Below are 21,493 nucleotides of genomic sequence, written 5' to 3'. Positions count from 1 at the left end.
CATGGCTGGCAAGCCAGCCCCCAGTACTCAGCCGAGAGCCGGCGTACGTGGCGGGATCATGCGGCGCGAGCCGGTCGCCTCGAAGGCGGCACCATAGCTCAGCAGCGCGTTGTCGCTGTAGGCCTTGCCGGCAAAGGTCAGCCCCACGGGCATGCCGATATCGGCCATCACGCCCATCGGCACGGTCACGGTCGGCACGCCCAGGTGACGAATCGCCAGATTGCCATTGGCCACCCAGATACCATTGCTCCAGGCAATGTCTGCCGATGCCGGGTTGACGTCGGCATCCGCCGGGCCCACGTCGGCCACGGTAGGGAACAGCACCGCGTCCAGGCCCAGCGTGTCCATCCAGTCTTCCAGGTCCAGCTTGCGCGTCTGTTCCAGGCCACGCAGGCCATCGGGCAGGGTCTCGATCTGGTCCCAGGTCTTCAGGCCGCGCTTGGCCATGTTGACATATTCGTCCATGCCGGCCGCCAGGTCGTCTTCACGGTTGGGCAGGGTGCCCGGGTCGTGCGGGAAGATCTGCGGGCCATCGACATCCGCCAACTGGTTGAGTTTGGGGTCGCCGTTAGCGCGCAGGAAGTCGTCGAAGCCCCAGCCCGACAGCTCCCACAACTCATCATGCAGAAACGCCTTGCTGACGATGCCGCGGTTGTACACGGTCGGCGCACCCGGGCGGTCACCTTCGCAGTTGGACACCAGCGGGAAGTCCACTTCCAGCACTTGGGCGCCGGCCGCTTCCAGGGCCTGACGGGCCTGTTGCCAAAGGTCGATCACCGAGGCGCGGGTGTTGATGCGCTGGCCGGTCGGCCCGCCGATGCCTGGTTGTTCCGAGGTGCCGGCTTCGGCGTCGGCATTGATATACATGCGTGGCACGCCAAAGCGCTTGCCTTTGAGCGCGCTGGCATCCACGGCCAGGTCCAGGTACGAAGCCGGGCGCACCGTGGAGGCTGCGGGGATCGGTACCCAGGGTTGCAGGCGCCACAGGTCGCCGCGTTTGTCGGCGTCATCGGCGACAACGACGTCGAGAATTTCCAGCAGGTCGGCCATGGTACGCGCATAGGGCACGACCACGTCCATGGTTGGCGTCAGCGGCCAGTTGCCACGTACCGAAATCACCCCGCGCGACGGGGTATAGGCGCACAGGCCATTGTTGGACGCCGGGCCACGGCCGCTCGACCAGGTTTCTTCGGCCAGGCCGAAGGCGCTGAAGCTGGCAGCGGTGGCCGTGCCGGCCCCGTTGGACGAGCCCGAGGCAAAGGGTGCGGTCAGGTAGTTAGCGTTGTACGGGCTTTCGGCGCGGCCATACACGCCACGCTGCATGCCACCGTTGGCCATGGGCGGCATGTTGGTCTTGCCCAGGCACACGGCACCGGCGGCGCGCAGGCGCTCGATGGTGAAGGCGTCGCGTTGGGCCACCAGGTCCTTGAAGGCCGGGCTGCCGGACGCAGCGGTCAGGCCCTTTACCAGGTAACTGTCCTTGGCGGTGTAGGGGATACCGTCCAGCGGGCTCAGCACCTGGCCGTTGGCGCGACGGGCATCGGAGGCCTCGGCTTCTTTCAGCGCTTCTGGGTTGCGCACCACGACAGCGTTCAGGGCGGTGGCAGTGTCAGCGCCATCGTAGGCGTCGATACGTGCCAGGTAGGCCTTGACCAGCTCGACCGCTGTGGTGCGGCCCGACTCGAGCGCTGCGCGCAGCTCGGCAATGGAAACCTCGGTTACCTCGATCATGCGTTCACCAAAAAAATGTACAGGTGGGGGCTATTGCGAGGAGTGTACAAGAAGGGCTGGGCGGACGCAGGTTTGCGCCGGGGCAAATGGTTTTATGCAGGCGGGCATTGTCGGGGGGCTGAACCGCCCCCTTCAAGGACGACGCGGTCCCCTGCAGGGCCGCGTCCACTCGCCTGGGCGACCTTGGACAGGTCAGTCCAGGTCTTGCGCCGCGTGCCGCTCCGGTACCTGGCTGGCTTCATCCCCCCATGTACGGTTTACCCGGGTGCCACGCTGCACTGCCGGGCGCGTGGCAATTGCGTCGGCCCAACGCCGCACATGCGGGTACTCGTCCACCGCCAGGAATTCCGCTGCGCCATACAGATTGCCGCGCACCAGCTCGCCGTACCATGGCCACACGGCGATATCGGCAATGCTGTAGTCCTCGCCACCCAGGTAGCGGCTTTCGGCAAGCCGGCGTTCAAGCACATCCAGCTGGCGCTTGGCTTCCATGGTGAAGCGGTTGATGGCGTACTCGAACTTTTCCGGCGCATACACATAGAAGTGGCCAAAGCCACCGCCCAGGTAGGGCGCCGCCCCCATTTGCCAGAACAGCCAGTTCAGGCTCTCGGTGCGCGCCGCGGGCGACGTTGGTAGCAAAGCGCCGAACTTGTCCGCCAGGTACAGCAGGATCGAGCCGGACTCGAACACCCGCACCGGCGGCTCGACGCTGCGGTCGAGCAGGGCGGGGATCTTCGAATTGGGGTTGACCTGGACGAAGCCGCTGGAAAACTGGTCGCCTTCGCCAATGCGAATCAGCCAGGCATCGTATTCGGCACCCGCATGGCCCAAGGCAAGTAGTTCTTCAAGGGCAATGGTCACCTTGACGCCGTTGGGCGTAGCCAGCGAATACAGCTGCAGCGGGTGCTTGCCCAGTGGCAGCGCCTTGTCGTGGGTCGGGCCGGCAACCGGGCGGTTGATGCTGGCGAACTGGCCGCCGGAGGCTGCGTCGTTGCGCCAGACCTTGGGTGGCACGTAGGCGGGCTTGCTCATGCATGAAACTCCTTCAATGGCGCGAAAACGGTCACGTAAAGACGTGGACCTGCATCTATGCCACGGGTTCGACGCAATGCGCAAATGCACAGGGCGCGCGCACGCTTTGCATGACGCGGTTTTCATCCAGTTTTCATCCGGCACGGGGCAGGCGGGTTCTATGCTGGGCTCTCCCTTCGCCCTGCACGGAACCGCCGGCCGATGACTCTCCCTCGCAGCCTGATGGCGTTGGCCTTGCTCGGCGGCCTGTTGGCCCATGCCGAAGCTGCGCCATGGACAGTCGGGCTGCACCACATGACCCTGGCCGACCCGGTCGACCGCCGGCCCATGCAGGCGCTGGCCTTTTATCCGGCCGCTGGCCAAGCCCGCAGCACCCGCATAGAGGGTTACCCGCTGGAAGTCGCCGAAGAAGCGCCAGTCGCCATGGGGCGATTCCCGCTGCTGCTGCTGTCGCACGGCAATACCGGCAGCCCATTGGCCTTGCACTACCTGGCGACCTCGCTGGCGCGCCAGGGGTTCGTAGTGGTGGCGGTGGTGCATCCAGGCGACAACGCTCGCGACCCTAGTCGCCTCGGTACCCTGAGCAACCTCTATGGCCGACCGCTGCAAGTCAGTGCTGCCATCACAGCAGCCCGCGATGATGCGTTGGTCGGGCCTTACCTGAATGGCGGCAAGGTCGGTGTGATCGGCTATTCGGCGGGGGGTGAAACCGCGTTGATCCTCTCTGGGGCGCGCCCGGATCTGGACCGCCTGCGCCAGTACTGCCTGGAGCGCCCGAACGACGCCGATGCCTGCAAGACCCACGGCATACTGATTGCCGATCGTAGCGAACTCGTGCCCGAGGCTGACCCGCGGGTGGGCGCCGCCATGTTGATGGCACCTTTGAGCCTGCTGTTCGGGCGCCATGCGCTACTCGGGGTTCACGTGCCGGTGCTGATCTATAGCGGTGACAGTGACCAGCTGGTGGCCGTAGAGCGCAATGCCGAACCCCTGGCCCGAAAACTGCCCATCACGCCGGACTACCGCTTGTTGGCGGGTGCCGGGCATTTCGTGTTCATGGCCCATTGCGATACCGAGCAGTCCGCGCGGATGCCGGCGTTATGCAAGGATGCCGCCGGCGTCGACCGTCGGCATATCCATCATTCGCTGCAACGCGAGACGGCGGCATTCTTCCGCCAGGCCCTGGGGGCGCCGGAGCCGGCTGAGCAGTCAGCTGCGGCGGGCGCGCAGCAGCAACGTTAGACCCACACCGGCCAGGGCCAGCAGGGCGGCCACACAGAAGATCGAGGCATAGCCCAGGTGCACAGCCACGGTCCCCATCACCGGCCCGGCGATGGCCAGCGCCATGTCGAAGAACACCGCATAGGCCCCCAGCCCTGCGCCGCGGCTGCTGCTGGGCACCTGCTTGATCGCCTCGACACCCAACGCCGGGTACACCAGCGACAGCCCGAACCCGGTCAGCCCGGCACCCACCAGCGCCCACGGCGGTGAAGGCGCAAGCCACAGCAGGCCAAGACCCAGTACTTCCGTGGCCATACAGGCGACTGCCACGTTGTAGCCCCCAAAGCGGTTGACCGCGTTGACGAACAACAACCGCGAAATGATGAAGCAGACGCCAAAGACACTCAGGCACCAGGCCGCGCCGGCCCAACCGCGTTCAAGGTAGTAAAGGGTGACAAAGGTGGTGAGGGTACCGTAGCCGATCGAAGCCAGGGTCAAGCCCAGGCCGCACGGCGCCACCCGGCCGAACGCTGACCAGAACGGCAGGCGATCGCCGCGTACCACGACCACGTCGGGGCGCTTGCGCAAAACCCGCAGGGCGAGGGTTGCCAGCACCAGCAACGCCGGCCCCAGCACGCTGAAGTCCAGCACGTCCACAGCCAGCACCCCGAGGGGCGCACCAATGGCGATGGCACCATACGAGGCGATACCGTTCCAGGAGATTACCCGGGCAGTGTGCTCCGGCCCCACCTGGCTGATACCCCAGCTCAGGGTAGCCACACCAATAAGCCCCTGGGCGATGCCCAGCAGCAAGCGCCCGGCTAGTAGCAGGGCCAGGCTCAGCAGTGGTGCGCTCAGGGTCCAGGCCGACAACAGCGTCAACACCCCGCAACTGGCAATCCCCAGCAAGCCAAAGCGGATCGCCTGTTTACCACCCAGGGTGTCCGCCACCTTGCCGGCGAATGGGCGGCTGAGCAGGGTGGCCAGGTATTGCAGGCCAATGGTAACCCCGGCGACCACTGCGCCGAAGCCGAGTTGGTCGTGCACGTAGCTGGGCAGCACCGCAATCGGCAAGCCGATACAGAGGAAGGCAATGAAGGTGTAGAAAACGATCGACAGGATCTGCAGGGTGATGTGCAGCGTGTTGCTGGCGGGGGCAGGTTGTTGCGCGGTCATGGGCTCTTTCGCGGGCGGGCGGTTGGGCGTGGTCCCATCATGGCCGTTGCGCGAAGGAAAAGAAAGCAGGCTAACGAATTATTCGTCGGATAGTACCAGTGGGTGGGACTGGTGGTCGGTTCTTTGCAGGCAAGCCCGCGAAGAGGCCCGGCCACCCACGGTGGCCAGGCTTTGCGCTGCAATCAGACCAACACGCCCTGGCTACGCAGGTAGTCATCGTAAGTGCCGCTGAAGTCGACCACGCCATCGGCCGACAGCTCGATGATGCGCGTGGCCAGCGACGACACGAACTCGCGGTCGTGGCTGACGAACAGCAGAGTACCCGGATAGTTTTCCAGCGCCAGGTTCAGTGCTTCGATCGATTCCATGTCCAGGTGGTTGGTCGGTTCGTCCATCACCAGCACGTTCGGCTTCTGCAAAATCAGCTTGCCGAACAGCATGCGGCCTTGCTCACCGCCGGAAATCACTTTCACCGACTTGAGGATTTCGTCGTTGGAGAACAGCATGCGACCCAACGTGCCGCGGATCACCTGCTCGCCGGAGGTCCACTGGCCCATCCAGTCGAACAGGGTCATGTCGTCTTCGAAGTCGTGGGCGTGGTCCTGGGCGTAATAGCCCACTTCGGCACTGTCGGTCCACTTCACCGAGCCGGCATCCGGCGTCATTTCGCCGACCAGGGTGCGCAGCAGGGTGGTCTTGCCGATACCGTTCGGGCCGATGATCGCAACGCGCTCGCCTGCTTCAACCGTGATGTCGAAGTTCTTGAACAGCACTTTGTCGTCAAAGGCTTTTGCCATTTTCTCGACGACCACTGCCTGACGGTGCAGTTTCTTGGTCTGCTCGAAACGGATGAACGGGCTGACTCGGCTGGACGGCTTGACCTCGGCCAGCTGGATCTTGTCGATCTGCTTGGCACGCGAAGTCGCTTGCTTGGCTTTCGAGGCGTTGGCCGAGAAACGGCTGACAAAGGTCTGCAGCTCGGCGATCTGGGCTTTCTTCTTGGCGTTGTCCGACAGCAGCTGCTCACGCGACTGGGTGGCGGCGGTCATGTACTCGTCATAGTTGCCCGGGAACAGGCGCAGTTCGCCATAATCCAGGTCGGCCATGTGGGTGCAGACACTGTTGAGGAAGTGACGGTCGTGGGAAATGATGATCATGGTGCTGTTACGCGCCGTGAGGATCGTTTCCAGCCAACGAATGGTGTTGATGTCCAGGTGGTTGGTCGGTTCGTCGAGCAGCAGCACGTCCGGGTCCGAGAACAGTGCCTGGGCCAGCAGCACACGCAGCTTCCAGCCTGGCGCTACTTCGCTCATCGGGCCGAAGTGCTGTTCCAGCGGGATACCCAGGCCCAGCAGCAGTTCACCGGCGCGGGATTCGGCGGTGTAGCCATCCATTTCGGCGAATTCGGTTTCCAGCTCGGCGACGGCCATGCCGTCTTCCTCGGTCATTTCCGGCAGCGAGTAGATACGGTCGCGCTCGGCCTTGACCTTCCACAGTTGGCCGTGGCCCATGATCACCGTGTCGATCACGGTGAATTCCTCGTAGGCGAACTGGTCTTGGCGCAGTTTACCCAGGCGGGTGTTCGGCTCGAGCATGACCTGGCCACCGGACGGCTCAAGGTCACCGCCGAGGATTTTCATGAAGGTCGACTTGCCGCAGCCGTTGGCGCCGATCAGGCCGTAGCGGTTGCCGTTGTTGAATTTGACGGAAACGTTTTCGAACAGTGGCTTGGAGCCGAACTGCATGGTGATGTTGGCGGTAGAAATCAAGTGCTTGTCCTGCGGGGGTTCCAGAGGTGTATTTAGGCCCTCGGGTCCGTTTTGGGCCAATGTCGGACCAATACGACTCGGGGCGGCAGGTTCTCCAGCTCCCTCCAGTCCAAGGAGGAGCTGATCCATTTCGCGCAAGTAGAGGGCACCATTTCCACGCTGTGGCCGAGCTGGTCGCAATGAACCGGGGTTCATAACAGGCATCAGGCACATGGTGGCTAGGTATGGCGGGTGTCGTCCTGCCGGCGTTTTCGGATGGTCAGCGCCTTGAGCGCCGATTTTAGGCGGCGGATTGTAACACTTGGCTCGTTGAACCACAGCCCACCTTTGCGTCGTTGGAACCTGAAAGGGCTTACAGGTGGGCTAATTTGGAAGCCATACGACGAAGGGTCGCCATCCGCGGGGGGGAGGCGTTGGGCATGGGGGTGTCAGCCTTGATATTTTCAGCGTTTGTCAGATCGAGCGCCGCCCACGCGGCGCATCGCGAGCTGCGCTCGCTCCTACGTTTGTTTCGGGCCAGTTATTCCTGTGGAATTTGTGCGCGAACGCCTCGGCGCATGGCTCGGTATCGTGTCGTACAAACCAGGCGGTCGCGCGCGCCCGCACAGGCGTTACTGGCCCGAAACAAGCGTAGGAGCGAGCGCTAGCTCGCGATGCGCCGCGCGGGCGGCGCTCGATCTTGCAAGCGCCAACACTGTCATGACGAACACCTCCAGCCACACCTAACTCAACGCCATAAGTTGCCCTGGCGGCCCTGCTCATCAAGAGGTTCAATCAGTTCCGCTCCTTGATTGCGGACATTGCCGACTGCTTTTCCTACCGGGAACCAGCGGAAATCCTGAGCAGGCCGGCATCCCGCTTCGATGATCTCCACTGCGCGCTCGGGCGTTGTGGCCGGGTTCACCCATTCCCTGGCAACTTCAGGGGCCAGCACCAAGGGCTTTCTGTCGTGGATGTCGACCAGCCCCTGATCGGCTGCTGCAGTGATGATCACGAACCCATCGCGCTCGTCCGGTTCAATGCCGTGGTGCACTTCGGCCAGCGCCGCGAAGAAGAGCGGCCCGCCGTCGGCGCTGGTGATATAGCAGGGCTGCTTTCGCTTTGCGTCCGCTGGATCGACGATCCACTCAAACCAGCCATTGGCAGGCGCCAGGGCGCGGCCGTTCGGCCAGAGGCCTTTGAAGAACTTCCCCGTCGCTACCGTCTCGGCCCGCGCATTGATCGGATCCGGGCGTGTACCTTTCGCCCAGAACGGCGACCATCCCCACTTGACGCGATCCACGCTCAACCCATCCGCTACCTGGCGAACGATTTCCACGCGCGTGGAGGGCGCTATGTTGTAGCGGTTGATCGGCTCATGGTCGTAACCATTGATCACCACCAGGTCCAGCGACAGCTGGCGCAGGTAGTGATCCATCGACTCATACATCGAGTACCGTCCGCACATTTTCCACCTCTCGCCCGTCAGAAATTTCATCACCCAGGATTGACCGGGCACCCGATGCCAGATTTACTGTATATGCATACAGTTTGCACTGGACCTTCCGTCATGACCATCACATTCCTGGGTACGCCAACCGGCTTCACAGAACCGCTACCGCTCTATGCGTTCCACGTCCCGGCCGGCTTTCCATCGCCGGCTGCAGACCACCTGGAAGGCCATATTTCCCTCGATGAGCTATTCGACCTCCGGGCACCCCATGTGTATCTGGTGAAAGTGGAGGGCGACAGCATGCAGGGGGCAGGGATCTATTCGGGTGATATCGTCATCGTAGACCGCGGCCGCGAGGCCGAGCACGGCGATGTGGTGATTGCTGCCGTCAACACCGAGCCGGTCTGCAAGCGGCTTCACCGTCGCGATGGCGTGGTGATCCTGCAATCGGAGAACCCCGCCTACCCACCACGGTACATCATGGAGGGCGACGAGCTCGTCATCTGGGGCGTTGTGCGTTACAGCGTTCGCGACCATGCGCAGTGACCCGGTTTTCGCGCTGATCGACTGCAACTCGTTCTATGCCAGCTGCGAGCGGGTGTTCCGGCCGGACCTGGCCAAGACCCCGATTGTCGTGTTGAGCAACAACGACGGCTGCGTGATCGCCAGGTCGTACGATGCTAAGCCATACGTGAAGATGGGCGAACCGTATTTTCAGGCAAAGGACAAGCTGCGCCGACACGGCATCATGGCCTTCAGCAGTAATTACGCGCTGTACGGCGACATGAGCGAGCGTGTCATGACGCTGATCGAGTCGATGGTGCCAGCGACAGAGGTCTACAGCATCGACGAATGCTTCGCCGATCTCTCCGGCGTCCAGGGCAACCTGACCCACTTCGGGCGCAAGCTGCGGGCCAGGGTATTGCAATGCACCGGTATACCGGTAGGGGTTGGAATCGCCCGCACAAAGACCCTCGCCAAGCTGGCCAACCACATGGCCAAGCGCCTGCAAGCCCAGACTGGCGGGGTGGTCGACATTACCGAACCGTTCAAGCGTGACTGGGTGCTGCGCAACACCGAGGTGAAGGAGGTGTGGGGCGTTGGCCGGCGCATGACCGCCCACCTTGAGGCGATGGGCATCCATACGGCGATGGACCTGGCCAAGGCTGATGCCTGGACGCTGCGGCAGAAGTTCAGTGTGGTGGTGGAGAAGACGGCCCGCGAACTGGCCGGCACGCCCTGCCTGGAACTGGACGAGGTCGAACCGCCAAAGCAGGAGATTTGCTGCAGCCGCATGTTCGGCAAGCGCCTGACCGACCTGGCGCCTATCAGGCAGGCCGTGGCTACGTACGTTGGCCGCGCGGCGGAAAAGCTTCGGGCTCAGGGGTCGGTTTGCAAGCGCATGCGGGTCAGCATTCGTACCGGCATGTTCAACCCGGATGAAGCCCACCATGCCCAGGGCGCGTTGGTAGAACTGCCATACCCTACCTGCGACACGCTGTTGATGACCCGGTTGGCCACCGATGCGGTTGGCCGGATTTTCAGGCCTGGGTTCCGGTACAGCAAGGCGGAGGTGTTGCTGATGGACTTGCGGCAACCGGGCGAATTTTCAGAGGACCTGTTTGCGCTCAAGCAGTCGGTGGCCTGTGGTCGACTGATGCAGGTGATGGATGACATCAACGGGCGCTGGGGGAGGGGGACAATGCGCGCCGCCAGCGTGCCGGCAGCCCCGGACTGGGGGATGAGGAGGGAGATGATGAGCCAATCCTATACGACGCGGATCGATCATTTGTGGACGGTCAAATGTTGAGCTTGCCATCGGCCTGGCTGGCTAAATGCAGCGCTGCCTATGAGTTCAATGACACAGCGATATCGAATACCGACAACAGTAGATAGGCCAATGTCAGGGGCGCATAGAGCCGGCGAGACTTTGCAAAAAATGCTGCAAGGGACACTGTAATCATGACCAGATCCAATACTGCCCATAGCTGAAAGGGTGAGGCATTGAAGAGCAAGACATTGATCACGCTACCTAATCCGAGGTACATACAAGTCGCCAATAAAGCGTACCGCCCATCCTGCTCGAAGTAGACCTTGAGGCCGTTCAGTTCGTCCTCGCTGCGACTTGGAAGGATCAACGCCGCTGCGCTGAATAGCGCGAGGGTCAGGCTGACCAGAAGCAGGAACTCGCCGAATGAAAATTCCTTCTTGATGGTGGAGAGGTCATTGAGGGCCCACCAGAATTGCAGCTGAAACAGAAACAGCGTGAAAGCCCACACAAGCGCTACCCAGTCTGGCCGGGCCGTGCGGCGGATCCGAAAAACGGTGATGAGGCCCAACAGAATCCTGGTTATGGACAAACCCAGTACCATCGAAAGCACAGTCACCAGAACGGTGAAGTTGGCCACGAGAGCCTCCTCGAATGTACCTTAGCGCTCGTAAATCAACGCAAAGCTCACTGGGCTGAAGGACAGCTGCTTTGGTCGCCGCTGGCCGCCCGGCTGATCAAGCTGGCGAGGCGTTTGACATTGTTTTGTTGTGCGCTCACCACGTCATCGATGGAAGGGCCGGCGGGCGTCTGCAGGGTGCTACGGCAGGTAAGCAGCTCACTGGCATCCGCCGCGCGCAGGCGCCACTTGACGTCGATCAGGCCGTACTGGCCGGGGATCGAATCAAAACGCTGCACCTCCAGCCGTACGGAGGCTTTGCGACGCGCGCCGGCATGGCTCAGTTGGTCGGTCAAGGCACTGCGTAGCTCATCGGCCAGGCTGGCGCCCCACCATTGGGTTTCGAGGATTGCCAGGCCGCTGTTGCCCTGGCGAATGACCATTTGCGGCCGGTCCACTTGCGGCGGAACACTCAAGCCCTCGATGACAACATCCGCACCGCCGTAGGCGTCGCCCGGTTGCGCAGGTGTCAGGGTGTGAAACTGGATCGGATCGCTGCGGCAGGCGGCCAGCAGCGTACACGCCAACAGCAGGGTGATCTTGAAGGGTAAGGCCATGGCTCAGCTCCTTTGCTCAATTGCGCGGCGGCCCTTGTAGATCCATCGGCGCAGCGTTGTTGGGGCGCCCGCGGATCAGCGATTCGGGGTTGCGGCCCAGGTAATCCGAAAGCTCCCGCAGTGAGCGCGACATGCGCCCGAGCTCGTCGAGGGTTTCGGTCAGCTTTTCCCGTTGAGGAGAGTCATCGGCCAGGGTCGAGTTTGCCGATTGCAGGGTCTTGCTGACATCCGCCAGCGTGTTCTGCACGCCAGGCAGGGTTTTCGAATTGAACTGAGCCAGGCTTTTGCGCAACTCCACCAGGTTGCCGTCCAGGTTGCTTGCGATGCGCTCCACCGGCAGTTTGTTTATCTTGTCGACCATCGCCTGCAGTTGTTCCTGTAACAGTTCGAGGCTGCCGGGGATGGTCGGGATCGCGATGGGCCTGGCGCTGGTATCGAAGGAGGCTTTGGGAGCCTTGGGGAAGAAGTCCAGAGCGATGTAAAGCTGCCCGGTCAAGAGGTTGCCGCTGCGGGCTTGGGCGCGCAGGCCGTTAGCGACGAAGGTGCTGAAAATCTGTGCAGTGGCTGCTAAATCCTCAGGATCATGGTGGAGCGCTTTGAGCAGCTTCTGGTGTGCCCGACCAAGGCGTTGAGGGTAGACCACAATCCCAACGTTGAGCGGGAAGCTGCGTTTTACCTCATCGAAATCCAGGTCGACCGACACAACCTTGCCGATTTCCACGCCCAGAAACTCGACCGGTGCGTTCACCTTGAGGCCTCTTAGCGCCTGGTCGAAACGCAGTGCCAGGTACTGCGCCTTGCCGTTTGGTGGGGCCAGGGCTGTTTGCTGATCAGCGAACAGGTCGAAAGCTCTGTTTTCGGCAGCCGCGGTGTCGTTGGGGCTGTACTCCGGCGCGCGGAAGGCGACTCCCCCCACCAGCAACGTGGACAGCGATTCGGTCTTCACCGCGAAACCATTGGCGTCGACGTTCACATCGATGCCGCTGGCATTCCAGAAGCGGGTATTTTCGGTAACGTAGGCATCGTTCGGGGCGTGGATGAACACCTCGATGCTGACGCCTTTGCCGTCGGCATCCAGCGCGTAGGCTACGACCTGCCCAACGGGGATCTTGCGGTAGTACACGGGGGAGCCGATATCCAGTGACCCCAAGTCCTGGGTGTGCAGTGTGAAGCGTTTGCCTGGCTCACCATAGGTAATCGGCGGTGGGTTTTCCAGGCCTTTGAATTGCCTGACACGGTTGTTGGACTGGCCGATGTCGGCGCCGATATAGTCTCCGGAAAGCAGCGTGTCGATGCCGGATACGCCCCCGGCTCCGATGCGTGGCCGCACAACCCAGAATTTTGAATCTTCCCGGGTGAATCCTTCGGCCTGCTTGGCCAACTTGACTGTGGCATTGACGCTCCTCTGGTCGGCACTGAGCTCGACTTCGGATACGTGGCCGATGACCACACTGCGATACTTGACTTCGGTTTTATTGGCGGTAAGGCCATCACCTGTCTTGAAGGAAAGGATAATGGTCGGGCCTTCTTGCATCTTGCTGTGGATGACCAATGAAAGGCCCACGAGCACGGCGACGATGGGGACGATCCACACCAGCGATACGCTGAACCTGCGAGTCTTGACCGGGGCATGCCCCGGATTTTGCGGTCCTTCATTGATGGATGGTTTCATCCATGGGCTCCTCGGAGGCTGGGCTTTCCCAGATCAGACGCGGGTCGAAACTCATTGCTGAAAGCATGGTGAAGACCACCACCAGGCCGAAGAACAAAATGCCGGGTCGCGGCTCGATGTCACCCAGGGCCTGGAATTTCACCAGTGCGGCCACCAGGGCAACCACCAGCACGTCCAGCATCGACCAGTACCCGATCAGCTCGACAAAGCGGTACAGCTTAGAACGCTCTTTACGCGCCCATTGGCTGCCACGCTGCACAGTGATCAGCAGCATCGAAAGAGCAACGAACTTGATGCCGGGTACTGCGATGCTGGCAATGAAGATAATCAGCGCGATATCCCACGCGCCATGCTCCCAGAACTCCAGCACGCCGCTCATGATGGTGCTGTCGGCCCCATCACCCAACATCGTTGTGTTCATCACCGGCAACAGGTTGGCCGGCACATAGAACGCCAGGGCTGCAAGCATGTATGCCCAGGTGCGCGTCAGGGAGTTGGTCTTGCGCCGGTGCAAGGGGGCATCACACCGTGGGCAGTGGTGCGGCTCGTCAGTCATGTCGCAAGCCAGACCACAGCTGTGGCACAGGCACAGGTGGAGCTGGCTGGCCGTTGGTGGCGGATTCATAGGATGTCCCATAACTCGCGGATGTCGCGCCCGGCGATGCGGATCATCAGCAGACTGAGCACGGCCAATGCGAAAAGGCCGATGCCGGGCAAAACGTCGAGCATGCCGGCTAATTTGAATACCGCTACCATTGCCCCAAGCAGGCACACCTCGAGCATGCTCCACGGGCGCAATGTTTCCAGCCAGCGCATCGCCGGTTTGAAGCCGGGTGCGCGACGGGAGGCCAGAGCGAAACTCAGTACCCATACCAGCAGCACCACCTGGAACCCCGGGGCGATGATGATCGATATGGCTGCGACCATGGCCATGAAGGTGATCGGGCCTTGGCTCAGGGCAACCACCGAGTCCCATAATGTCGCGCTGTTCTTGAGGCCTTTCAGGCTGATGCTCATTACCGGATAGAAATTCGCGAACAGCCACAATATTGCCGCGGTGAACGTGAGCGCCAGGCGCTGTTGCACGGTCAAACCGTTATAGCGCTCCAATACCCCACCACACCTGACACAGATAGTTTTCTGGTGCTTGCCGAGCGTGGATTTTTTATACACGCAATCGCAGTGCTCGCAGATAATCAACGCGTCCGTTGTCGGCATGGGGTCGCTCAATGAAATGCACTGATTCAGGGTCTAGGTGAATATAGAAGCGCTGGAGCATTCGGCAAATAATTCAGATTTTTCAGCCGCCGGCAGCAATACGCCGGTCATCGGCTTTACCCTGTGCTATGCCATCTCGAATGTGCTGCTGGCGCTCTGGGGGCCGGTGATCATTGCGCTGACCACCCCCTGAGCGAACATGGCTCAAGCAGTGTTTTCAGGCTTGGATGGGGCCGCATGCCACTGGTCCTTGGGCACCCATTTGGGTTGTTCCGGATCGCCGAGGTAGTGGGGCGACATGATCTGCACGCCAAACTCGTTGAACACATCCTGGATATTGGCGTGCAGCAGGCTCAGCAGCAACGCGCGTGGTCTGGGTTCTGAGGGAATGGCTTGGGCCACCAAGCGATATTCTGGGTAGAAGTCCGAAAGTGCCGTCTGGAATACCTGGGGTTGGGGCTCCTGCAACACGCCCTCGGTGCGCCTCGCCGCTTCCAGCAGCATCGCCTCGACCTGGCGCCAAGGCGTGTCATAGCCGATGGTCACAACGGTATCGACCACATAGCCTGGCCCTTGCACGATGCGTGAATAGTTCTTCGTGACCGAGCCGGTAATCATGGAGTTGGGAAGTGTCAGGACTTCGCCAAGCCCGGTGCGAATCGTCGTGGTGAACATGCCCACCTCGGTCACTGTGCCCTCGTAGTCGGCTACGCGCACAAATTCACCGACGCGCAGCGTGCGGGTGTAGGTGAGGATCAACCCCGCAGCGCCTTGGCCGATGACGCTGGTTGCACCCAGCGAAATCATCAGACCGAGCAACACTGACAGCCCCTTGAAAGCATCGGTACCTGACCCTGGCAGGTAGGGGTAGGCCATCACCAGCGCGAATAGCCAGATCGCCAGCGAAGTCAGGCGCATGGTCGGTTGCAAGGTTTCGGTGGTCAGCCACTTCAACGTGCCCGGGCGTGCCATGCGCCGTAGCACGCGCTTGGAGAAAGCGCTGATGCCACGGGCGATGAAGAAGATCGACAGTGCAACCGCCAGGCCGGGCAGGGCATGCAGGATGCCGCTGATCAGGTAGTCGAGCAGATCCATCAGGTGGATATTGAGGCTTTCACCCCAAGACCGGGTATAGGGGAACTGAGAGAGTACGAAGCCGAGCCACTGGTAGCACAGCAACAACAGTACCAACCAGTCAGCAGCCACAGCGAGCGGTCGATCAGGTAGTAGAGGTTTTGCAGGTCGAACAGTGGCGTGTGGCCGACCTTGAAACGCTCGGAATGTTTGCCCATCAATGCAGGTAACAGCCCCAGGAGCTTGCGTCGACAGTAGCCTGCGGCCTTGGCCAGAATGAAAAAGATCAAAGTGGCTGCAGCGCTGTAGCCTATCGCGGTGAGCAAAAAGCGCAGGCTACGCGCCTGACGGGTTTCCTCCACAACCAAACGCAGATTCTCGGCCGCCTGCTCGGCTGCCTCGCCCGCTGTGATGCTATCGGCCGCAGCATCCAGTGGCGTCACAATGAAGGCACGGCGCCCGCCAAGCAGCACCAGGTAGCTGTGCAGAATAGGGTCGAGGCGGACCTCCAGGTCATTGGTTTCCTGGAGCGTGTCCTCGATGACCTTCTTGGCGCGCTGGGCACGCACCGCAGGTGTTTCGCCCAGCAGGGACGCACGAAACACCAATACCGTGCGGTTCATGACGGTCAGGGGGGCGGGCTCGGCAACGACACCCTCTATCTCGGGTACGGCCCCAGGTGTGTCCGCATGAAGCAGAGGGGAAAACAGCACGTGGATAAGCAGCGTCAGCCAAGCAACCCCTCCGAACCTGCGCTGCCTGCTCATTTATCAGCCCCTGTGCCTGCGAGTGAGTTGCTTCCAGCATAGTCGGCTTCAGACAGCATTCAGTTGCCGGCATCAAGTCTTTGTGCACCTTTAATCTAGCCTCAATGATCGTGTTCCACGACGTCAGCCGAGGCACCGGTTTCGTCAGCCATGGCCCGGTATGATCGAGCGGCGCACAGTTGCGGGTAATCCGGGATTGGCTATGGTTAGCCCAGGCCAGCGGGCCTGCTGGGGAAGCAGTCAAGGAGAGGGCATGAAGCTGTCAACAATAGTAGCGGCGCGATGGCTTGAGGGGAGGGCCCGCAGCCGTGATTAACCAGCCTGGCGAACAGCAACCACCACCCGACACACAATTGGGCGGACCCCGCAGCTTGGCGAAGGTACTCGACTTGCGGCTGCTGATTCTTGGCCTGGTGCTGGTGGCCATGCTGGCGACCTTGGTCAACGGCCTGGTCACCGCCTATCGGGTGCAGCGTGAAGCACTGATCGAGCACGCCTTGCTATCGAACAGTGCGTATGCAGCCAAGCTCGCATCGAGCATCGAGGAATTCATCCGTGGGGCGCAGAGCCATTTGCAATTCAGTGCCGAACGACTGGGCAGCCACTGGGGCAGCGCTGAAATCATGCATGCCGAGACGCTGCGACTGCAGCAACAGGACGCTGATTTCAACGCCATCATCATCGTCGACGCCACCTCCAAAGTCTTGGATGTATTCCCTGACACCCTACAGATGAATGGCTCGACATTGGGCTCTGAGGCGGTCAATCAGGCACTTGCAGCGCGCCAACCCTACGTCAGCTCTGCCTATATGTCGGCTGCTGGCAACAGGGTGGTATTCGTTGCCGTACCGGTCTTCGACGCTGCCCACCGCTTTGTCGGCATTGTGGGTGGCTCCATTTATCTGCAGCAGGAAAGTGCACTGCATACGTTGATCAGCCAGCACTTTTACCATGAGGGCACTTTTGCGTTCGTTGCCGACCGGGATCGACAATTGCTCTATCACCCAGACAGTGCGCGGATTGGCGAAAAGCTTGGCTACAGCAAAACAGTAGACGCCGCGTTACTGGGCCGTAGCGGCTCCATGGCGGTGCGCAACTACAAAGGCATCCCGATGCTGGCGGGATATGCCCAGGTATCGGGCGCGGGTTGGGCAGTGGTTGCCCAGCAGCCGCAGGACGCAAGTCTGGCACCACTGAGTACGTTGATGCGCGACATGGTAATGGGCATGGTCCCGGCTGCGATCATCGGCATCATCTTGATTGGTGCCGGTGCGCTGATGATCTCACGGCCTTTGCGTGAGCTTTCCAGGATCGCCGGCCAGCTGGCCGCCCCGCAAACCACCGAGGACCTGCGTCGGGTCAATGCTTGGTACCGTGAAGCAGCGGCCATTCGCCAGGCCATGCTGGCAGGGGTGCAGTTGCTGCAGGCGAAGATGGGCCGGCTCAACCGCCAGGCCCTTACCGACCCGCTCACCGGATTGGCCAACCGCAGGGCAATGGACGATGAGTTGCAAGGCTTGCGAACGGCCGGGCGAAACTACTCGGTGTTGTCGGTAGACATCGACCACTTCAAGCGGGTCAATGACACTTTCGGCCACGACAAAGGCGACTTGGCAATCAGGCAGGTCGCACAGACGCTTATGGAGCATTGCCGGGCCGCTGATCTGGCGTGCAGGGCCGGCGGCGAGGAGTTTCTGCTGATACTGCCCGACGCAGGCACGGATGTCGCGAACCTGATTGCAGAACGGGTTCGTGAGGCTGTCGCGAACAGCGAGATCCCGATCGTGGGCCGCATCACCGTATCGATTGGAGTGGCAAGTTGCGACGATGCCACCATGGCGTGCGAGACAGTTCTCAAACGTGCGGATGAATGCCTTTACCGGGCTAAAGAAACGGGGCGAAACCGAGTGGAATGCTTCGTGGGGGTGACGACCTGAGAGGCACAGATGACCCACTATGGGTCGCTAGCCTCCGGACGCGGACTTCAGCTTTCGAGCCATTGCGGACGTTCGCCATGAGATCGTCTGCGCCTATGAGATCGAGCGCCGCCCGCGCGGCGCATCGCGAGCTGCGCTCGCTCCTACGTCTATTTCGGGCCAATTATTCCTGTGAGGTTTGCGCGCGAAGGCTTTGGCGCATGACGCGATGTTGCGTCGCACCAACAAGACGATCGCGCGCGATTGGCACAGGTATTACTGGCCCGAAACAAACGTAGGAGCGAGCGCAGCTCGCGATGCGCCGCGCGGGCGGCGCTCGATCTCATAGGCGCAGAAGATATCACGGTGAACGTCCGCTATGGGTCGACAGCGGTCAGTCGTGTGACCCGAAAATTTCGGCCATGGGAGACGTTTAGATGGAAGCCTGTAGATCTACCCCATGCTTCCTGGGGTCTAGATTTTTATCAGCAGCGTCCACCGAGCACCCAGATAGGATCAGGCAATACTCAAATCCAATCCGGCATAGTCCCTCACCACTCTCAGCCCTAACATGGCCTCACCTTATTTCTTCAGGAGTGCACCCCATGAGTGCTGAGAAAACCCTCTTTATCACCGGCGTCAGCAGTGGCTTTGGTCAGGCCCTGGCTAAGGAAGCGCTCGTGCAGGGGCATCGAGTGATCGGCACTGTTCGCAGCGAATCCGCCCTGGCAACGTTCGAGGCGCTATCGCCTGAGCGGGCCCATGGCGTGGTGCTGGACGTTACCCACATCACTGCCATCGACGCAGTGGTTGCCGCTGTTGAGCATCAGCATGGCCCGGTGGATGTGCTGGTCAATAATGCGGGTTATGGCCACGAGGGTGTTTTCGAGGAGTCGCCATTGGAGGAAATGCGCCGTCAGTTCGACGTGAATGTAGTTGGCGCAGTGGCGGTGACCAAGGCGTTCGTGCCGTATTTTCGCCAGCGGCGGGTAGGGCATATCCTCAATATCACTTCCATGGGCGGCTATATCACCATGCCGGGCATTGCCTATTACTGCGGCAGCAAATTTGCACTGGAGGGCATCTCTGACGCGTTGAGCAAAGAGCTCGCACCCTTCAATATTTTTGTCACCGCCGTAGCACCAGGGTCGTTTCGCACTGACTGGGCGGGGCGTTCGATGCAGCGTACGCCGCGCAGTATCAGTGACTACGATGCGAGCTTCGACCCGGTGCGCAAAGCGCGCGAGGAAAAAAACGGCCATCAACTGGGCGACCCGCAGAAAGCCGCACGCGCCATGCTGACGATTATCGCCAGTCCCACCCCGCCGGCTCACCTGCTGCTGGGCAGCGACGCCCTGGCACTGGTGCGTGACAAGCTGCACCGGACGGCGGAGAGTATCAAGCAATGGGAGGCGCTTAGCTGTTCTACGGACGGTTGAGCAAAAAATGTGGAGATCGTGCATTCGATGCCAAAACCCAAGGACCCGAGTACAGCGCGTATGGTGCAGTTGATGAGCCAGCTTGCGCCGTTGGAGGGTTACAACCTGAGCCCAATGGATGATGTGCGTTTTCTGCGTTCCAACCGGCCACTGACACGTACGCCAGTTTTGTATGAACCCGGCATCGTCATCCTCTGTCAGGGGCAGAAACGCGGCTATCTGGGTGATGAAGTTTACGTCTATGACGCCCAGCATTATCTGGTGGTTTCGGTGCCGGTGCCTTTTACGATGGAGACTGACGCCAGCGAGGCGGAGCCAATGCTGGCGGTGTACCTGCGTCTGGATTTCACCCTGGCCGGCGAGATGATTCAGCAGGTGGATGAGATCTGGAACTTCAGCGCGGCTCAGCCTATGGGCATGTACGCATCGCCCATGGACGAACCGCTGCGCCAGTCGACCCTGCGTTTTTTGGAAGTCATGGGTAACCCTGCCGACGCGCAAATCCTCGGTCCGGCGATGCTGCGCGAGCTCTACTACCGCATCCTTACCGGTGAACAAGGCGGTACGTTACGTGCGGCCATCGCCCAGCAGGGCAAGTTCGGCAAGGTGACGCGCGCCATTCATAAAATCCACAGGTGCTACCATGAGCATCTGGATGTAGAAGCCCTGGCCCGGGAAGCGCAGATGAGCGTGCCCAATTTTCATCTGCATTTTCGCAAGGTGACCGACTCCTCGCCCATGCAGTACCTCAAGTCGACACGGTTGCATCAAGCACGATTACTGATGCTGCGTAACGATTTGACTGCAGCCAAATCCGCATTTCTGGTGGGCTATGAAAGTGCTTCGCAGTTTAGCCGCGACTTCAAACGCCTTTTCGGCCGCACACCCATAGCGGAGGTGGCGTGGATGAAACGAACGTATGCATTGCCGGCACCGACAACGCCATCGCCGTTCGTGTCATCACACTGACCTACGAACAGTCTTGTTTTGCCCGGCACCCATCAGGCCTTGATCGGGGTCGACAGCGGATGGTCGTGAGCTGCCGCTGCCGACCCAATGCTGCCATGGGTGGATAGCGGCAATCGAGCGGTACCCTGTCTTCACTGGTCACAATGTCGGCAGGTACACTCAGCGTTCTGAGACGCCACCAAGGACGGCATCCATGTGTCCCCTTAACAAAGAGCACCTACTGGAGATCATCCATCAGAACCCGATAAACCGGGCGCTGTTGGAGACCCTGGCAACACTCGACATTCCGAATGCCATGTTGGTTGCAGGGGCATTGTTCCAGACGTTCTGGAATCACCGCTCGGGAAAACCTGCCGAGTGGGGCATCAAGGACTATGACATCGCCTACTTCGACGCAGACTTGTCATGGGAAGCGGAAGACCGAGTCATTGCCCGGGTTCAGCAGGCGTTCTCCCATTTAGGCGTCCACGTCGAGATCCGCAATCAGGCCCGCGTGCATTTGTGGTACGAAGAGAAATTCGGCGCGGCCTATTCACCGTTGGAAAAGGTAACGGATGGTATCGACCGCTATCTCATTCGATCGACCTGCCTTGGTGTTGACGTCAGTACTGGTAAACTTTACTGCACCCACGGTTTGAACGACCTCTCGAACAACTGGCTTAGGATGAACGCGTTGAATCCACGTCCAGATTTATTTAGAGCGAAAGCTGCCAGCTACCAGGCACGCTGGCCATGGCTTCAGTTGGTTGAATGAGCGTCAGACAGTGGTAGCACGCTTGGATGAGCAGAACAAAAAAGCAAAGACCGATGGAATGGCGCTAAGACTAAGACGAGCTTGCGTGACCGATTTACCGACCATCCACCAAGCTTATTGACCCATCACCGGAAGCGCGGCATCGACAGCTAGTGCGCATGCTTGAAGACTGGTGAAGTTTCGCGATCGGCAGCTTTCGACCCATTGCGGACGTTCGCCGTGATATCTTCTGCGCCTATGAGATCGAGCGCCGCCCGCGCGGCGCATCGCGAGCTGCGCTCGCTCCTACGTTTGTTTCGGGCCAGTAACACCTGTGCCA

The 21,493-nt window shown here is 60.9% G+C and carries 18 protein-coding genes and 1 pseudogene; 8 read left to right on the top strand and 11 right to left on the bottom strand.

Annotated features, from left to right (window positions below; translation table 11 throughout):
• Window positions 1-27: 27 nt before the first annotated feature.
• Window positions 28-1,731, bottom strand: a complete 1,704-nt coding sequence (locus tag DMX11_RS02050) for an amidase (RefSeq protein ID WP_110742934.1) — start codon at window positions 1,729-1,731, stop codon at window positions 28-30.
• A gap of 192 nt (window positions 1,732-1,923) precedes the next feature.
• On the bottom strand, window positions 1,924-2,763 hold the full coding sequence (gene yghU / locus DMX11_RS02045) for a glutathione-dependent disulfide-bond oxidoreductase (RefSeq protein ID WP_110742933.1): 840 nt from the start codon (window positions 2,761-2,763) through the stop codon (window positions 1,924-1,926).
• Window positions 2,764-2,964: 201 nt separating this feature from the next.
• On the opposite strand from yghU, the gene DMX11_RS02040 reads away from it, so the two are divergent.
• Window positions 2,965-4,005, top strand: coding sequence for a dienelactone hydrolase (locus tag DMX11_RS02040; protein ID WP_110742932.1), 1,041 nt, complete (start codon window positions 2,965-2,967; stop codon window positions 4,003-4,005).
• On the opposite strand, the gene DMX11_RS02035 is transcribed toward DMX11_RS02040, so the two are convergent.
• The 3 genes from DMX11_RS02035 to DMX11_RS02020 all read right to left on the bottom strand — a co-directional run bounded on the left by DMX11_RS02035 (window position 3,973) and on the right by DMX11_RS02020 (window position 8,376).
• Window positions 3,973-5,160 carry an MFS transporter gene (locus tag DMX11_RS02035; protein ID WP_110742931.1) on the bottom strand — a complete coding sequence of 396 codons (1,188 nt, stop codon included), beginning with the start codon at window positions 5,158-5,160 and terminating at the stop codon, window positions 3,973-3,975. The two genes, DMX11_RS02040 and DMX11_RS02035, sit on opposite strands and share 33 nt — an antisense overlap.
• Window positions 5,161-5,342: 182 nt before the next feature.
• Window positions 5,343-6,929 (bottom strand): ABC-F family ATPase, encoded by a 1,587-nt coding sequence (locus DMX11_RS02030; protein ID WP_016715632.1) that lies wholly within the window; start codon window positions 6,927-6,929, stop codon window positions 5,343-5,345.
• 727 nt (window positions 6,930-7,656) lie between these two features.
• Window positions 7,657-8,376, bottom strand: a complete 720-nt coding sequence (locus DMX11_RS02020; RefSeq protein WP_110742929.1) for an SOS response-associated peptidase family protein — start codon at window positions 8,374-8,376, stop codon at window positions 7,657-7,659.
• A gap of 102 nt (window positions 8,377-8,478) precedes the next feature.
• On the opposite strand from DMX11_RS02020, the gene DMX11_RS02015 reads away from it, so the two are divergent.
• Complete coding sequence (locus DMX11_RS02015; protein ID WP_110742927.1) at window positions 8,479-8,907, top strand: LexA family transcriptional regulator; 429 nt, start codon at window positions 8,479-8,481, stop codon at window positions 8,905-8,907.
• Window positions 8,897-10,171, top strand: a complete 1,275-nt coding sequence (locus tag DMX11_RS02010) for a Y-family DNA polymerase (RefSeq protein ID WP_110742925.1) — start codon at window positions 8,897-8,899, stop codon at window positions 10,169-10,171. The genes DMX11_RS02015 and DMX11_RS02010 overlap by 11 nt, the downstream gene beginning before the upstream one ends.
• Before the next feature lie 37 nt (window positions 10,172-10,208).
• Here DMX11_RS02010 and DMX11_RS02005 read toward each other — a convergent pair whose 3' ends face one another.
• Genes DMX11_RS02005 through DMX11_RS01985 form a run of 5 tightly spaced genes read right to left on the bottom strand, consistent with a single transcriptional unit; the run spans window position 10,209 to window position 14,255 of the window.
• Entirely contained in the window at window positions 10,209-10,769 is a 561-nt protein-coding gene (locus DMX11_RS02005) for a hypothetical protein (RefSeq protein WP_110742924.1), read from the bottom strand.
• 47 nt (window positions 10,770-10,816) lie between these two features.
• Window positions 10,817-11,365: a PqiC family protein gene (locus DMX11_RS02000; RefSeq protein ID WP_110742922.1), complete on the bottom strand. Its 549-nt coding sequence runs from the start codon at window positions 11,363-11,365 to the stop codon at window positions 10,817-10,819.
• A gap of 16 nt (window positions 11,366-11,381) precedes the next feature.
• On the bottom strand, window positions 11,382-13,037 hold the full coding sequence (locus DMX11_RS01995; RefSeq protein ID WP_110742920.1) for an intermembrane transport protein PqiB: 1,656 nt from the start codon (window positions 13,035-13,037) through the stop codon (window positions 11,382-11,384).
• Complete coding sequence (locus DMX11_RS01990) at window positions 13,018-13,662, bottom strand: paraquat-inducible protein A (RefSeq protein WP_110742918.1); 645 nt, start codon at window positions 13,660-13,662, stop codon at window positions 13,018-13,020. The genes DMX11_RS01995 and DMX11_RS01990 overlap by 20 nt, the downstream gene beginning before the upstream one ends.
• On the bottom strand, window positions 13,659-14,255 hold the full coding sequence (locus DMX11_RS01985) for a paraquat-inducible protein A (RefSeq protein ID WP_110742916.1): 597 nt from the start codon (window positions 14,253-14,255) through the stop codon (window positions 13,659-13,661). Before DMX11_RS01985 ends, DMX11_RS01990 begins: the two co-directional genes overlap by 4 nt.
• Before the next feature lie 37 nt (window positions 14,256-14,292).
• On the opposite strand from DMX11_RS01985, the gene DMX11_RS25945 reads away from it, so the two are divergent.
• Window positions 14,293-14,448 (top strand): hypothetical protein, encoded by a 156-nt coding sequence (locus tag DMX11_RS25945; RefSeq protein ID WP_158286148.1) that lies wholly within the window; start codon window positions 14,293-14,295, stop codon window positions 14,446-14,448.
• 11 nt (window positions 14,449-14,459) lie between these two features.
• On the opposite strand, the pseudogene DMX11_RS01980 reads toward DMX11_RS25945, so the two are convergent.
• A pseudogene (locus tag DMX11_RS01980) lies at window positions 14,460-16,096 on the bottom strand (mechanosensitive ion channel family protein).
• 425 nt (window positions 16,097-16,521) lie between these two features.
• Here DMX11_RS01980 and DMX11_RS01975 point away from each other — a divergent pair.
• The 4 genes from DMX11_RS01975 to DMX11_RS01960 all read left to right on the top strand — a co-directional run bounded on the left by DMX11_RS01975 (window position 16,522) and on the right by DMX11_RS01960 (window position 21,174).
• The gene (locus DMX11_RS01975) at window positions 16,522-18,033 is read left to right on the top strand and encodes a sensor domain-containing diguanylate cyclase (RefSeq protein WP_110743298.1); all 1,512 of its coding nucleotides are present in this window, start codon (window positions 16,522-16,524) and stop codon (window positions 18,031-18,033) included.
• Window positions 18,034-18,617: 584 nt separating this feature from the next.
• A complete protein-coding gene (locus DMX11_RS01970; protein WP_110742914.1) occupies window positions 18,618-19,451 on the top strand; it encodes an oxidoreductase in 834 nt (277 codons plus the stop codon).
• 27 nt (window positions 19,452-19,478) lie between these two features.
• A complete protein-coding gene (locus DMX11_RS01965; protein ID WP_110743297.1) occupies window positions 19,479-20,420 on the top strand; it encodes an AraC family transcriptional regulator in 942 nt (313 codons plus the stop codon).
• A 193-nt stretch (window positions 20,421-20,613) separates the two neighbouring features.
• Window positions 20,614-21,174 carry a nucleotidyltransferase family protein gene (locus tag DMX11_RS01960; protein WP_110742912.1) on the top strand — a complete coding sequence of 187 codons (561 nt, stop codon included), beginning with the start codon at window positions 20,614-20,616 and terminating at the stop codon, window positions 21,172-21,174.
• Window positions 21,175-21,493 lie beyond the last annotated feature (319 nt).

It is taken from the genome of Pseudomonas sp. LB-090624, from assembly GCF_003205205.1.
Lineage (GTDB): Bacteria > Pseudomonadota > Gammaproteobacteria > Pseudomonadales > Pseudomonadaceae > Aquipseudomonas.
The sequence above is the reverse complement of the archived record's forward strand: the minus strand, read 5'-3'. Positions and strand labels throughout refer to the sequence as shown.

Excerpts from the sequence above, each read along its gene's own strand:
- DMX11_RS02050 (WP_110742934.1), bottom strand. The coding sequence starts at position 1,731 with ATGATCGAGGTAACCGAGGTTTCCATTGCCGAGCTGCGCGCAGCGCTC.
- yghU (WP_110742933.1), bottom strand. The coding sequence starts at position 2,763 with ATGAGCAAGCCCGCCTACGTGCCACCCAAGGTCTGGCGCAACGACGCA.
- DMX11_RS02040 (WP_110742932.1), top strand. The coding sequence starts at position 2,965 with ATGACTCTCCCTCGCAGCCTGATGGCGTTGGCCTTGCTCGGCGGCCTG.
- DMX11_RS02035 (WP_110742931.1), bottom strand. The coding sequence starts at position 5,160 with ATGACCGCGCAACAACCTGCCCCCGCCAGCAACACGCTGCACATCACC.
- DMX11_RS02020 (WP_110742929.1), bottom strand. The coding sequence starts at position 8,376 with ATGTGCGGACGGTACTCGATGTATGAGTCGATGGATCACTACCTGCGC.
- DMX11_RS02015 (WP_110742927.1), top strand. The coding sequence starts at position 8,479 with ATGACCATCACATTCCTGGGTACGCCAACCGGCTTCACAGAACCGCTA.
- DMX11_RS02010 (WP_110742925.1), top strand. The coding sequence starts at position 8,897 with ATGCGCAGTGACCCGGTTTTCGCGCTGATCGACTGCAACTCGTTCTAT.
- DMX11_RS02000 (WP_110742922.1), bottom strand. The coding sequence starts at position 11,365 with ATGGCCTTACCCTTCAAGATCACCCTGCTGTTGGCGTGTACGCTGCTG.
- DMX11_RS01995 (WP_110742920.1), bottom strand. The coding sequence starts at position 13,037 with ATGAAACCATCCATCAATGAAGGACCGCAAAATCCGGGGCATGCCCCG.
- DMX11_RS01990 (WP_110742918.1), bottom strand. The coding sequence starts at position 13,662 with ATGAATCCGCCACCAACGGCCAGCCAGCTCCACCTGTGCCTGTGCCAC.
- DMX11_RS01985 (WP_110742916.1), bottom strand. The coding sequence starts at position 14,255 with ATGCCGACAACGGACGCGTTGATTATCTGCGAGCACTGCGATTGCGTG.
- DMX11_RS01975 (WP_110743298.1), top strand. The coding sequence starts at position 16,522 with ATGCTGGCGACCTTGGTCAACGGCCTGGTCACCGCCTATCGGGTGCAG.
- DMX11_RS01970 (WP_110742914.1), top strand. The coding sequence starts at position 18,618 with ATGAGTGCTGAGAAAACCCTCTTTATCACCGGCGTCAGCAGTGGCTTT.
- DMX11_RS01965 (WP_110743297.1), top strand. The coding sequence starts at position 19,479 with ATGCCAAAACCCAAGGACCCGAGTACAGCGCGTATGGTGCAGTTGATG.
- DMX11_RS01960 (WP_110742912.1), top strand. The coding sequence starts at position 20,614 with ATGTGTCCCCTTAACAAAGAGCACCTACTGGAGATCATCCATCAGAAC.